The sequence below is a fragment of the Tabrizicola flagellatus genome (assembly GCF_046295235.1).
GTDB classification, from domain to species: Bacteria; Pseudomonadota; Alphaproteobacteria; order Rhodobacterales; family Rhodobacteraceae; genus Tabrizicola; species Tabrizicola flagellata_A.
Genome location: NZ_JBKBLV010000018.1, coordinates 14600 through 26899, shown reverse-complemented (window position 1 = coordinate 26899; position 12300 = coordinate 14600). Strand labels below are relative to the sequence as shown.

Here is a 12300-nt window from a genome sequence, read left to right as displayed (position 1 = left end):
CAAATGACCGAAACCCCGCTCGCCACCCCCGCCTCACCGACCCTGCGCCTCACGCGCCGGGCCGGTGTTGCGCTGGGTGGCGGCGCCGTCCTCCTCCTGACCATCCTCCTCGCCGTCTCGGTCGGCGCCGTCCCCGTCCCCCTCTCCACCGTCTGGGCCATCCTTGCGCACCACCTGACGCCGGGCCTCGTCACCCCCGACTGGACTCCGGGGCGCGAGGCCATCGTCTGGGACATCCGCTTCCCCCGCGCGCTGCTCGCCGCGCTGGTCGGCGCGGGACTCGGGATCACCGGCGCTGCCCTCCAGTCGGTGACAAGAAACCCGCTGGCCGACCCCCACCTGCTCGGCATCTCCTCGGGCGGGGCGTTCGGAGCCATCGCCGCCCTCCTTCACACCGGCCTCTTCCTCGGCCTGCTGACCGTGCCCCTGATGGCCTTCGGCGGCGCCTTGGCCGCCACGCTCCTTGTCCTCGCCGTCGCCCGGGTGACCGGGGCCACCTCGGCCGACCGCCTCGTCCTCGCCGGCGTCGCGGTCAGCTTCATCATCATGGCCGGCGCGAATGTCCTGATCTTCCTCGGCGATCCCAAGGCCACCCACACCGTCGTCTTCTGGATGCTCGGCGGCCTCGGCCTCGCCCAGTGGTCGCACCTCGTCTATCCCCTCGCCGTCCTCCTCCCCGCCGGCCTCTGGCTCTGGAGCCAGAGCGGCGCGCTCAACGCCATGTCCTTGGGCGACGAGACCGCCGCCTCGCTCGGCATCCCCGTCGCCCGCTTCCGCCTCACCGTCTTTGTCGCCGGCGCCCTCATCACCGGCGTCATGGTGGCCTTCTCGGGCCTGATCGGCTTTGTCGGCCTGATGATGCCCCACCTCGTCCGCTTCGCCACCGGAGGCGACAACGCCCGCGTCCTGCCCCTTTCGGCACTGGCCGGGGCCGTCTTCCTCGTCGCCGCCGACACCGTCGCCCGCGTGGTGATGGCGCCCGAGGACATGCCGATCGGCGTCGTCACCGGCCTGGTCGGCGGGGTGTTCTTCCTCTGGCTCATGGCGCGACGGCCATGAGGATCATGATCCAGGGCGCCGGGTCGAACGTCGGCAAGTCGCTGCTCGTCGCGGGCCTCTGCCGCCACTTCAGCCGCCAGGGCCTGACCGTCCGCCCGTTCAAGCCGCAGAACATGTCGAACAACGCCGCCGTGGCCGAAGGGGGCGAGATCGGCCGCGCCCAGGCGCTCCAGGCCCGCGCCTGCGGGGTCCGCCCCCATGTGGACATGAATCCCGTGCTGCTGAAGCCCGAATCGGAGACCGGCGCGCAGGTCATCGTGCAGGGCCGCCGCCTGACCACCGTGAAGGCCCGCGACTACGCCGCGCTGAAGCCGCAGTTGATGGCCCCGGTCCTCGACAGCTTCCGCCGCCTCCAGCTCGAAGCAGACCTCGTCATCGTCGAGGGCGCCGGCAGCCCGGCCGAGGTGAACCTGCGCGCGGGCGACATCGCCAACATGGGCTTCGCCATCGCCTCGGGGACCCCGGTGATCCTGGCCGGCGACATCGACCGCGGCGGCGTCATCGCGCAAATCGTGGGCACGCAAGCGGTCCTCGACCCCGCCGATGCCGCGATGATCCGCGGCTTCCTCATCAACAAGTTCCGCGGCGATCCCCGCCTGTTCGACGACGGCTACCGCCTGATCGAGGCGCGCACCGGTTGGCCGGGCCTCGGCACCGTCCCGTGGTTCCCCGATGCCCACAAGCTCCCCGCCGAGGACGCGGCCGACCTTGGAGGCACGAGAGGAAGCGGAGAGTTCCTGATCGCCGTCCCGCACCTGAACCGCATCGCCAATTTCGACGACCTCGATCCATTGGCCCAGGAACCGGGCGTCACGCTGCGGATCATCAAGCCCGGCCAGCCCCTGCCGGTCGAGGCCGACCTCATCATCCTGCCCGGATCGAAGGCCACCATCGCCGACCTCGCCCATTTCCGCGCGCAAGGCTGGGACATCGACCTCGCCGCCGCCCTGCGCCGTGGCGCGCGCGTCCTCGGCCTCTGCGGCGGCTACCAGATGCTGGGGCGCGAAATCGCCGACCCCGAGGGCATCGAGGGCAAACCGGGGTCCGTCCCCGGCCTCGGCCTCCTCGACCTTGCCACCACCATGACCCCCGACAAGCGCGTCACCGAGACCGAGGCCCTGCACCCCGCCTCGAACACCCGCGTCCGGGGCTACGAGATCCACCTCGGCCGCACCGACGGCCCCGACCGCGCCCGCCCCCTGTTCACCGTGGGCGGCCAGCCCGAAGGCGCCATCCGCGCGGACGGCCGCGTGATGGGCAGCTACTTGCACGGCATGTTCACCGAGGACGCCTTCCGCCGCGCCTTCCTCGCCAGCCTCGGTGCGACGCCGGGCACCCAAAGCTACGACCGGACGGCCGAGGAGACGCTCGACGCGCTGGCCGACCATCTCGCCCGCCACATCGACTGCGACCGCCTGCTGGCGCTGGCCGCCGACTGACCCCGCAAAGGCCCTTGCCCTTTTCCCAAATACTCCCGCCGGAGGCATCCGCCGGCTGGGCAAGCGCCACCCTCGACCAGGCGCCCCTTCGTCCGCCTCGGGCGCCTCCCCTCCCCCAGCGTGGGGAGGGGCCGGGGGTGGGGGGCGGCGGACAAGGTTGACCGCCGGCAAATGCCCACGCCCAAGCCCTTGATCCTGTTCGCTCAGCCCGCCCCGTCCGGCGTGGACATCACCGCCCCGCGCAGTCCGCGATCGTCCCGGCCAGCCCCTGCAGCAGCGCCGCATAGGCCCCTGGCCCCGGCTCCAGCGACGAGCCCACCGGGTCCAGCGCCCCGCCGATCCTCACCCCGGTCCCCTCGGCCAGCTGTTCGGCCTGTTTCGGGTCGTGCTGCACCTCGGGAAAGAGGCAGACCACGCCCCCCGCCTCCAGCTCTCGCCGCAGCTCCTCCAGCCGCGCGGCCCCGGGCGCCGAGGCATCGCCCTGCGCGATGCTGCCGGCCAGCGTCAGCCCGTATTGATCGGCGAAATAGCCGAAGGCGTCGTGGGCGGTGACCAGGGGCTTGCCCTGCACCGGCGCAAGTTCGGCCTTAAGCCGGGCGTCCAGCTCCGCGATCCCCGCCTCGGCCTCGGCCGCATTCGCCGCGTAGATCGTCGCGTGTTCCGGGTCCAGCCGGCCAAGCTCCGCCGCGATCAGGCCCAGCCAGACCCGCGCGTTGTCAGGGTCGAGCCAGGCATGCGGGTCCTCGGCCCCGTGGTCGTGGCCATGGTCATGCCCGTGGTCGTCACCCCCCGCCGGCTCTCCATAGGACCGGCGCTGCGTGCCCTCGGCATCCAGCAGCGCCAGCGCCGCCGCTCCCTCGGGCCGCACCGACAGCGCGCTGTCCAGCCAGGGCGTCAGCTCCGGCCCGATCCAGACCACCAGATCCGCCCCCGCCACCGACCGCGCCTGGCTGGGGCGCAGCTGGAAATCATGCTCGTCCGCGCCCCGCGCCAAGAGCCGCTCCGGCGCCCCGAGGTCGCCCATCACCTGCGCCACCAGCGCATGCACCGGCGGAATGTCGGTCACCACCTGCGGCACCTCGGCAAGGGCGGGGGTGGCACTGGCAAGAAGAGTAATGATATAACGCATCGGTCGGGCCTTTCGTTTGCGCGCCGATCTATGTATGTAATATCATAACAAGTCAACCCCCGGCGGTGTCCATCATGCCCGACCCCCACGACTGCCCCGGCTGCGCCGCGCCCGACCTGGCCTTCGCCGCGCATGACCATGCCCATTGCGCCCATGACGCGCTCAACCGGGCCGAGGCGCTGACCGCCGCAACCGGCGCGCGGATGACGCCCGTCCGCCGCCGCGTGCTGGAAATCCTGCTCGAGGAGCACAAGGCCCTTGGCGCCTATGACGTGCTGTCGCGCCTGGCGCAGGAAGGCTTCGGCAACCAGCCCCCCGTCGCCTATCGCGCGCTGGAATTCCTGGTGGATCAGGGGCTTGCCCACCGCATCCAGCGCCTGAACGCCTTCACCGCCTGCGCCCACATGGGCGAGGATCACGCCCCGGCCTTCCTGATCTGCCGCGGCTGCCACAGCGTCGCCGAAGCCGCCGCCACCGCCGCCCGCGCCGCGGTCGAGACCGAGGCCGCCCGGGCCGGCTTCCACGTCGAACGCACCACGATCGAGGCGCTCGGCCTCTGCCCTGCCTGCCAGGTGCAGGCATGAGCCTCCTGTCCGCCGATCACATCTGCGTCCGGTTCGGGGCCGAGGAAGTCCTGCACGACATCACCCTTTCCGTCGCACCGGGCGAGATCGTGACGATCCTCGGCCCGAACGGCTCGGGCAAGTCCACGCTTCTGCGCGCGCTTCTGGGGATCGTGCCGGTCACCGAAGGCCGCATCCTGCGCGAGGCCGGACTGCGCATCGGCTATGTCCCCCAGCGGCTGGCGATCGACCGCACCCTGCCGATCACCGTGCGCCGCTTCCTGTCGCTGCCGGTCCGGGTGTCGGACGCGGCCGCCGCCGAGGCGCTGGCCCGGGTCGGCATGGCGGGGCAGGAGAACGAGCAGATGACCACCCTCTCCGGCGGGCAGCAGCAGCGCGTGCTTCTGGCCCGCGCGCTGCTGGGCAAGCCGCAGATCCTGATGCTGGACGAGCCGACCTCGGGCCTCGACCAGCCGGGCGAGGCGGCCTTCTATCGCCTGATCGAGGAGGTCCGGCGCGACACCGGCGCAGCGGTCCTGATGGTGAGCCACGACCTGCATGTCGTGATGGCCGCAAGCGACCGGGTGATCTGCCTCAACGGCCACATCTGCTGCGAAGGCACGCCGCGCGTGGTCTCCACCGCGCCGGAATACCGGGCGCTGTTCGGTCTGGGCACGCAAGGGGCGCTGGCGCTGTATCGCCACGAACACGACCACGACCACGACGCCGCACACCCGCACCACCACCACCCGCACGACCACCACCACGGGCACGACCACGCAAAGGACCACGCGCACGACCATGCTTGACGATTTCCTTGTCCGCGCCGGTCTCGCCGCCGTGGGTCTCTCGCTTGCGACCGGCCCGCTCGGGTCCTTCGTCGTCTGGCGGCGCATGGCCTATTTCGGCGATGCAACCGCCCATGCCGCCGTCCTGGGGGTCGCACTGGCGCTGGCGACCGACCTGCCGATCGGCCTTGGCACGCTGACGGTGGCCTTGGCGATGGCCGTCACCGTCGCGGGCCTGTCGGCGCGGGGCTGGGCGATGGACACGACGCTCGGGGTGCTCGCCCATTCCGCGCTGGCCTTCGGTCTGGTGGCGGTCAGCTTCTTCCCCACCGTCCGCACCGACCTGTCGTCCTACCTCTTCGGCGATATCCTCGCCGTGTCGCGGTCCGAGCTGGCGCTGGTCTGGGCGGGGTCGCTGGCCGTCCTCGCGCTTCTGGCCTGGCGCTGGCAGCGGCTTCTGACGGCAACCCTGTCCGAGGACCTTGCCCATGCCGCCGGTCTCGACCCCGACCGCGAGCGGCTGGTGCTGGTCGTGGCCCTGGCCCTTGTCGTCGCCGTGGCGCTGAAGATCGTCGGGGCGCTGCTGATCGCCGCCATGCTCATCATCCCCGCCGCCACCGCCCGCAGCTTCGCCCGCACACCCGAGGCCATGGCGGGTCTTGCGATCCTGATCGGGGCGCTTTCCGGGCTTGGCGGGCTCGGACTCTCGCTCTGGCAGGACACACCCACCGGCCCCTCGATCATCGTCGTCGCCGCAGGACTGTTCGCGCTGGCCTCGGCGCGGCGACAGGCGTAAATTTTTTTATTTCCTGCCCGAAGCTTGCCAAATTTTGCCGCTAGGACGGCATTGTGCACAGACCCGCAACGCCGGGACCAAGGGAAGGACTGACCCGTGATACGCCTTGTCGGCTCGTTGATCCTGTTCGCCATCATGGCAGGCGGCTACCTGTATTTCGACTTCCGCATGTCGGCAAAATGGGCCGGCCGCGAGGATGCCGAGGGCCTGACCTTCCAGGAATATGTCTCGGGCCTGACCGGCCGGGTCGCCGGGCTGACCGGCGCAGCCAATGCCGCCGGGATGCCGTCGAAACTGGCCGACATGCTGCCCAAGCCGCCCGAAGGCTGGACCGTGCGCGCCGCCGTGCCCGACGACGTGAAGCCCTTCCTGCCGAAATCGACCAAGGGCGCCGACCGCAAGGCGATCAGCAGCCTGGAAAAGATGGTCGAGGCGAGTGCCGGCACGGGAACCGAGGCCGTCACGCTCGCCTATCAGAACGGCGACCGGACCGTGCTGATCAAGGCGGTGCGCTATCCGAACATCATCTTCACCAGCTTTGCCGCCATGCAGCAGCGGATGGAGTTGCAGATGATGACGGCCGAGTTCCGCGGCACGGAATTCATGACCGTGCGCGGCCTCGACGTGACCGAGGATCTCTTGCCCGAAGGGTTTCGCGGCCGCCTCTTCTTTGCCGACGTCGGCGCGCAGATCCACCTGCGAGTGCTCGCACCGAAGCGGATGAAGGATGCCGAGCTGGTGCCCTTCTTCCAGAGCCTGCATGTCGAGGCGATGAACGCCAGCGTGATCGACAAGGTCGAAGGCCTCGGCAAGGTGCCGGTGATCGTGCTGGCCTCCGCCATGGAACAGGCCGAGCGCGAGGCCTATCTGGCCGACCGCGAAGCCCGTGCCGCCGCCGAAGCCGAACGCGAGGCCGCCGACCGCGCCGCGTCCGAACAGGCCGAAGGCGCGCAGGCCGGGTCGGGTGGCGGCGGCGGGTTCTTCGGCGGGCTCTTCGGCGGCAGCGAGGCGGAGGACAAACCCGCGCCCAGGGAGACCGGCAAGGGCAGTTCCTGCACGACCGGGAAGGACGGCGTCAAGCGCTGCACGGTCGGGGGCGACTGAGGCCCCGGCCTAGAAGGTCAGGCCGGAAAAGCGCGACGGCACCTGCGGCACGCCGGGCAGCACGCAAAGCATCTCATAAAGGAAATTCGCCGCGATCAGCGCGGTGTTGCCCGTGGGGTCATAGGGCGGCGAGACCTCGACCAGGTCGCAGCCGACCAGGTTCAGCCCGGCGCAGCCGCGGATGATCTCCAGCCCCTGCCAGGTGGTCAGCCCGCCCGGTTCCACCGTGCCGGTGCCGGGGGCGAAGGCCGAATCGAGGCTGTCGATGTCGTAGGACAGATAGACCGGGGCATCGCCGATCCGGTCGCGGACGATGCGCATCAGCGGGGTCAGCGACTTGTGCCAGCACTCCTCGGCCTGCACGACCGTCCAGCCCTGCCGGCGGCCCCAGTCGAAATCGTCCGCCGCATAGCCGGTGGCGCGAAGGCCGATCTGGAACACCTTGTCGTTGATCAGGCAGCCATCCTCCCAGGCGCGGCGGAAGGGGCAGCCATGGGCCACCGTTTCGCCGAACATGGTGTCGTTGATGTCGGCATGCGCATCGACATGGATCAGCGCGACCCGCCCGTGCCGTTCCTTGATCGCGCGCAGGATCGGCCAGGTCAGCGTGTGGTCGCCGCCGAGCGTCAGGGGGATCGTGCCATGGGCCAGCACCTCGCGGTAATGCGCGGTGATGATGTCCACCGACTTCTTCAGGTCGAAGGTGTTGATCGCCACGTCGCCCAAGTCCGCGACCTGGAGGTGCTCGAAGGGCGCCGCGCCGGTGGCCATGTTGTAGGGCCGGATCATCCGGCTTTCGTCGCGGATCTGGCGCGGCCCCAGCCGGGTGCCGGGCCGGTTCGAGGTGCCATGGTCCATCGGAATGCCGATGAAGGCCGCATCCAGCCCTCTGGCCGAGGTCGCTCCCGGCAAACGCATCATCGTCGCCGGTCCGCCGAAGCGCGGCATCTCGTTGCCGCCGAGGGGTTGGTTGTAACGGGTCATCTGGGGGCCTTCCTTCCAATTCGCGCCAACCTTGCGCAGAAAGCCCGGAACGGCAAGGGATCCCTCCTCGTGCGCCTTCGGCTTATTGTCGTCAGCGCCCGGCGAGGAGAAGCCGAAGGCGCACGACGAGGCGCCCCTCAGCGCGCCAGCACCCGGTCCAGCACCGCGCCGATTTCGGCCCCTTCCTGCATCTGCGGCAGGCTGGGCGTCAGCTTGCCCGCCGCCTCTTTCCGGGCCACGTCCTCGGCCGCGACCGGGAAGGCCCGGCGCGGGTCGGGGTCCGCCCGCAGCGCGCGGTCGAAGAAGGACTGGCCGAACTCGGTCCACTCCGCCCCGTCGCGGCAGCCGAACGAGGTCCGGTCGCCCCGCGCGGCGGTTATGACCAGGCGGTCCGGCGCCGCGATGTCGTCGAGGAATGACCCCGAAAAGCAGGACGAAACCACGATCACCGCCGGCCCGATGCCGCTGTCCGCCAGCATCTGCCGGAAGTCGGACGCCGTGAGGTCCGAGGTCCCGGCCTCGGGAAAATCCAGCGCCAGCCGGTCCTTCTGCCCGTGCGAGGTGAGAAACAGGAAGGCCAGGTCCTCGGGTCCCTGCCGCGCGCCGATTTCCTTCAGCGCCCGCGCCAGGTTCGCCCGGTTCGCCATGGGATAGCGCGTCGGGTGGGCCCGGCTGTTCGCCAGCCGGGTCGTGCGCGGCCCCGACCCGTATTGCGCATCGAGGATCGCCGCCGCGCGCTCCACCTCGGACAGGAACACCGACTGGCTTGCCGTTCCGCCCAGGGTCAGGGCCAGAACCTCGGGCACGCCCGGGGTCTGCGGGGCAAGCGCTGCGCCACGTCCTTCGCGGCGACAAACACCACCGCCATCACCAGCCCCGCCGGCAGCCACTGCCGCCCCGGCGCGCGCAACAGCCAGACGAGAAGCGCCACCTGCATCAAAAGCGCAACGGCCCGGATCGCCCCGGCTCCACCGGGCGCGGCGAAAAGCTGCGGCGCCTCGCGGTAGAGAGTCCAGAGCGCCAGGTTCAGCACCGTCGCCAAGAGGAACAGAAGCGTCACCACGCGCGCCAGAAGGTCGATCCGCCCGACCAGCGCCAGGCCCAGCACCAGCCCGGCCACCACCACCGCACCATTCGCGACCGCGGTCTGCACACCCCAGAGCGACAGGCTGCCCCCCGGCCCGTATTAGGCCGCCTGTGCCGCATAGTACGCCAGCCAGGACAGAAGGATCGCCGACAGCGCGACCAGCGCGGGGCGGGCGGGGCTCTCGGGCCGGGGTGTGAACGATTCTGCCTTTTCCATGGGCCAGGTTGAAAACCAGGAAACGGGCAAGACTGCGGCAAGCTGGTGAAATGCCCGCGCCGCCCGTCGCCGGCGATGGCCCGATCCGGTTCAGGACCGACAGCATGTCGTTTTCGGACCTCAAAGGTCGCGTAACCTTGCCCGAATTCCCCCGGCTCTGGCAGATAGGGGCAAACCTATTGCGGGAGTCCCTTCCATGAAAACCCACGTCAAGGCACTGGTCGTCGGTGGCGGCGCAGTCGGCACCGGGATCGCCTATCACCTTGCGAAAGCCGGATGGGACACGATGCTGGTCGAACGGGACGAGCTTACGGCGGGATCCACCTGGCATGCGGCCGGGCTTCTGCCCTTGTTCAACATGTCCTACGCGACGACCCACATCCACAAGTACTCGGTCGATTTCTACAAGGGGCTCGAGGCCGAGACGGGCCTGAACCCCGGCTTCTACGTCGTCGGCAACCTGCGCATGGCGCAGACCCAGGCGCGGATGGACGAATACATGCTCTATTCCTCGGTCGCCGAGACCGCCGGGGTCTATCACGAGTTCCTGACCCCGAAGGAGATCAAGGACCGCTGGCCGCTGGTGCGGACCGAGGACCTGATCGGCGCGCTCTACCACCCGCAGGACGGCTACATCAACCCGGCGGACGTGACGCAGGCGATGGCCAAGGGCGCGCGGCAGCTTGGCGCGACGATCGAACGCAAGATCCAGGTGGACGGCTACCGCTGGACCGGGTCGGAATGGATCGTCTCCTGCACGCGGCTTGAGGACAAGGGGGGCATGCTGATTCCCACCGACGACCGCTTCGACATCACCGCCGAACATGTCGTCACTGCCACCGGCAACCACGCCCAGCGCACCGCGCGGCTTCTGGGCATCAAGACCCCCGCGATCCCGGTCGAACACCAGTATATCGTGACCGAACCCGACCCGGCCCTTGTCGAATGGCGGAAAACCAATCCCCAGCACCCGGTCCTCCGCGATGCCGACGCCAAGTGGTATGTCCGCGAGGAACGCGGCGGCTGGATCCTCGGCCCCTACGAAAAGGGCGCCCCGGCGCGCTTCCAGTATGGCGTCCCCGACAGCTTCCGCGCCGACCTGTTCCCGCTCGACCTCGAACGGATCGAGCAGGAATACATGTCCTTCATCCACCGGATTCCGTCCTCGGAAACCGTGGGCCTGAAGGACGATTACAACGGCCCGATCTGCTATACCCCCGACGGCAACCCCCTCGTCGGCCCCGCCCCGGGCCTGCGCAACATGTGGCTGGCCGAGGGCTTTTCCTTCGGCATCACGGCAGCAGGCGGCACGGGCTATTACCTCGCCCAGTTGATGACCCAGGGCGAGGCCGAGATCGACATGGCCTCCCTCGACCCCAAGCGCTTCGGCGGCTGGATGACCACCGAATACGCCTCCCGCAAGAACGAGGAGTGCTACGACCACGTCTTCATCCTGCACCACCCGGACGAGGAACGCGAAGCCTGCCGCCCCTTGCGCACCGCCCCGGCCTATGACCGGCAAAAGGAAATGGGCGCGCAGTTCGGCCAGGTGAACGGCTGGGAACGCCCGAACTACTACGGCCCGAAGGACGCCCCCGCCGACTTCGACCACAACTCCCGCAGCTTCCGTCGCGGCGACTGGTGGCAATACGCCAAGGCCGAGGCTGAGGCCGTCCGCAACACCGTCGGCATCATCGACGCCAGCGCCTTCACTAAACACCTCTTCCGTGGCCCGGGCGCGACCGCCTTCCTCGACCACTTCACCTGCAACAAGCTGCCGAACGTGGGCCGGATCAACCTGACCTACGCGCTGACCGACCACGGCACGACGCGGACCGAATACACCATCGTCCGGCTGAAACAGGACGAATACTACCTGATTTCTGCCGGGGCCTGGACGGCCTATGACGCGGATTTCCTGCTGAAATCGGCCGAGGACTGGATGGCGCAGGGCGGCGGGCACATCGACATCCATGACGTGACCACGCAATGGGGCGTCTATGCGCTGGCCGGCCCCAATTCCCGCGCGCTCTTGAAGGAGATCGTCAAGGACGCCGACCCCGAAACGGTGCTGGGCAACAAGCGTTTCCCCTGGCTTTCCTACCGCGACATCGAACTGGGCATGTGCCCCGTCCGCGCCGTCCGCGTGGCCTATACGGGGGAACTCGGCTGGGAACTGCACTATCCCATCGAATTCGGCCGCTATCTCTGGGACCTTATCTGGTCGGTCGGCGAAAAGCACGGGCTCAAGGGCGTCGGCGCCCGGGCGCAGAACTGGCTGCGGCAGGAGAAATCCTACCGCGCCTTCGGGTCCGAGCTTGGCCGCGACGCGACGCCGCTGGAAGGCGGGCTCGACCGTTTCGTGGACCTGTCCAAGGACTTCCGCGGCAAGGAGAAGATGCTGGAGACCGGCATCCGTTTCAAATGCGTGACGCTGCTGATCGACGGGCCGGACGACACCGATCCCTGGGGCAAGGAGGCGATCTTCCATGACGGGGTGAAGGTCGGCCGACTGACCTCGGGTGGGTATTCGGTCGCCTTCGGCAAGCAGATCGGCATGGGCTATGTGCACCCGGACCTCGCCACCCCCGGCCAGAAGCTGAAGGTGAAGATCCAGCTGAGGGAATGGGATGCGGTCGTGACCGAGGACAGCCCCTTCGATCCCTCGAACGCGCGCATCCGAATCGACGGGTAAGCGACGCCCCCTCGAGCACTTCTTGCACTCGTCGGGCGCCCCCCCCCGCGAGGAGTGCACGAAGCGCTCGACGAGCCTGCCCTTGAAGCGCCGCCCGCGGTCCCCATCTTGACGGCATGGCCGCAAAGCACAGACGGGAACGCCGGTTCCAACGACAGTTCGACGCGCTGGAGCGGTTGATTCCGCCCCTGCGCGGACCGATGTCCACGCTGCGCCGCGACAGCTGGTTTCCGATCCGCTTTCCGCTTGCTCTGCTTCTGATCGCCGGGGGGCTGCTTTCCTTCCTGCCCTTCCTCGGGATCTGGATGCTGCCCCTCGGCATGCTCCTCCTTGCCGTGGACCTGCCCATGCTGCGCGGACCGATCTCTGCCCTGGTGATCCGGGCGCGACACAAGGCGCGCCGCCTGACCCGGCACTGGCGTACGCGACAGTGATCCGGC

12 protein-coding genes are annotated in these 12300 nt (G+C 69.3%); 8 read left to right on the top strand and 4 right to left on the bottom strand.

Annotated elements, in window-relative coordinates; genetic code table 11:
• Window positions 1-3: 3 nt before the first annotated feature.
• The gene (locus ACK4IU_RS09740) at window positions 4-1059 is read left to right on the top strand and encodes a FecCD family ABC transporter permease (protein WP_409734355.1); all 1056 of its coding nucleotides are present in this window, start codon (window positions 4-6) and stop codon (window positions 1057-1059) included.
• Complete coding sequence (locus ACK4IU_RS09735) at window positions 1056-2498, top strand: cobyric acid synthase (RefSeq protein ID WP_409734352.1); 1443 nt, start codon at window positions 1056-1058, stop codon at window positions 2496-2498. The genes ACK4IU_RS09740 and ACK4IU_RS09735 overlap by 4 nt, the downstream gene beginning before the upstream one ends.
• 229 nt (window positions 2499-2727) lie before the next feature.
• Here the strand turns inward: ACK4IU_RS09735 and ACK4IU_RS09730 are convergent, their stop codons facing one another.
• On the bottom strand, window positions 2728-3627 hold the full coding sequence (locus ACK4IU_RS09730) for a zinc ABC transporter substrate-binding protein (RefSeq protein ID WP_409734350.1): 900 nt from the start codon (window positions 3625-3627) through the stop codon (window positions 2728-2730).
• A 74-nt stretch (window positions 3628-3701) separates the two neighbouring features.
• Between ACK4IU_RS09730 and ACK4IU_RS09725 the strand changes: the two genes are divergently transcribed.
• The 4 genes from ACK4IU_RS09725 (at window position 3702) to ACK4IU_RS09710 (ending at window position 6878) form a co-directional block, all read left to right on the top strand.
• Complete coding sequence (locus ACK4IU_RS09725) at window positions 3702-4211, top strand: Fur family transcriptional regulator (RefSeq protein ID WP_409734348.1); 510 nt, start codon at window positions 3702-3704, stop codon at window positions 4209-4211.
• The gene (locus tag ACK4IU_RS09720; protein WP_409734345.1) at window positions 4208-4999 is read left to right on the top strand and encodes a metal ABC transporter ATP-binding protein; all 792 of its coding nucleotides are present in this window, start codon (window positions 4208-4210) and stop codon (window positions 4997-4999) included. Before ACK4IU_RS09725 ends, ACK4IU_RS09720 begins: the two co-directional genes overlap by 4 nt.
• Entirely contained in the window at window positions 4992-5774 is a 783-nt protein-coding gene (locus ACK4IU_RS09715; RefSeq protein WP_409734342.1) for a metal ABC transporter permease, read from the top strand. The genes ACK4IU_RS09720 and ACK4IU_RS09715 overlap by 8 nt, the downstream gene beginning before the upstream one ends.
• Before the next feature lie 96 nt (window positions 5775-5870).
• The gene (locus ACK4IU_RS09710) at window positions 5871-6878 is read left to right on the top strand and encodes a hypothetical protein (protein ID WP_409734340.1); all 1008 of its coding nucleotides are present in this window, start codon (window positions 5871-5873) and stop codon (window positions 6876-6878) included.
• 9 nt (window positions 6879-6887) lie between these two features.
• Here ACK4IU_RS09710 and speB read toward each other — a convergent pair whose 3' ends face one another.
• The 3 genes from speB to ACK4IU_RS09695 all read right to left on the bottom strand — a co-directional run bounded on the left by speB (window position 6888) and on the right by ACK4IU_RS09695 (window position 9015).
• Window positions 6888-7862 carry an agmatinase gene (speB, locus tag ACK4IU_RS09705; RefSeq protein WP_409734338.1) on the bottom strand — a complete coding sequence of 325 codons (975 nt, stop codon included), beginning with the start codon at window positions 7860-7862 and terminating at the stop codon, window positions 6888-6890.
• A gap of 137 nt (window positions 7863-7999) precedes the next feature.
• The gene (locus ACK4IU_RS09700; RefSeq protein WP_409734336.1) at window positions 8000-8668 is read right to left on the bottom strand and encodes a C13 family peptidase; all 669 of its coding nucleotides are present in this window, start codon (window positions 8666-8668) and stop codon (window positions 8000-8002) included.
• Window positions 8647-9015, bottom strand: a complete 369-nt coding sequence (locus ACK4IU_RS09695) for a hypothetical protein (protein WP_409734334.1) — start codon at window positions 9013-9015, stop codon at window positions 8647-8649. The genes ACK4IU_RS09700 and ACK4IU_RS09695 overlap by 22 nt, the downstream gene beginning before the upstream one ends.
• A 346-nt stretch (window positions 9016-9361) precedes the next feature.
• Between ACK4IU_RS09695 and ACK4IU_RS09690 the strand changes: the two genes are divergently transcribed.
• Both ACK4IU_RS09690 and ACK4IU_RS09685 read left to right on the top strand, forming a co-directional pair.
• Window positions 9362-11860 (top strand): FAD-dependent oxidoreductase, encoded by a 2499-nt coding sequence (locus tag ACK4IU_RS09690; protein WP_409734331.1) that lies wholly within the window; start codon window positions 9362-9364, stop codon window positions 11858-11860.
• A 116-nt stretch (window positions 11861-11976) separates the two neighbouring features.
• Window positions 11977-12294, top strand: coding sequence for a hypothetical protein (locus ACK4IU_RS09685; protein ID WP_409734329.1), 318 nt, complete (start codon window positions 11977-11979; stop codon window positions 12292-12294).
• Window positions 12295-12300: the final 6 nt, after the last annotated feature.

Excerpts from the sequence above, each read along its gene's own strand:
- ACK4IU_RS09740 (WP_409734355.1), top strand. The coding sequence starts at position 4 with ATGACCGAAACCCCGCTCGCCACCCCCGCCTCACCGACCCTGCGCCTC.
- ACK4IU_RS09735 (WP_409734352.1), top strand. The coding sequence starts at position 1,056 with ATGAGGATCATGATCCAGGGCGCCGGGTCGAACGTCGGCAAGTCGCTG.
- ACK4IU_RS09720 (WP_409734345.1), top strand. The coding sequence starts at position 4,208 with ATGAGCCTCCTGTCCGCCGATCACATCTGCGTCCGGTTCGGGGCCGAG.
- ACK4IU_RS09725 (WP_409734348.1), top strand. The coding sequence starts at position 3,702 with ATGCCCGACCCCCACGACTGCCCCGGCTGCGCCGCGCCCGACCTGGCC.
- ACK4IU_RS09685 (WP_409734329.1), top strand. The coding sequence starts at position 11,977 with ATGGCCGCAAAGCACAGACGGGAACGCCGGTTCCAACGACAGTTCGAC.
- ACK4IU_RS09690 (WP_409734331.1), top strand. The coding sequence starts at position 9,362 with ATGAAAACCCACGTCAAGGCACTGGTCGTCGGTGGCGGCGCAGTCGGC.
- ACK4IU_RS09730 (WP_409734350.1), bottom strand. The coding sequence starts at position 3,627 with ATGCGTTATATCATTACTCTTCTTGCCAGTGCCACCCCCGCCCTTGCC.
- ACK4IU_RS09715 (WP_409734342.1), top strand. The coding sequence starts at position 4,992 with ATGCTTGACGATTTCCTTGTCCGCGCCGGTCTCGCCGCCGTGGGTCTC.
- speB (WP_409734338.1), bottom strand. The coding sequence starts at position 7,862 with ATGACCCGTTACAACCAACCCCTCGGCGGCAACGAGATGCCGCGCTTC.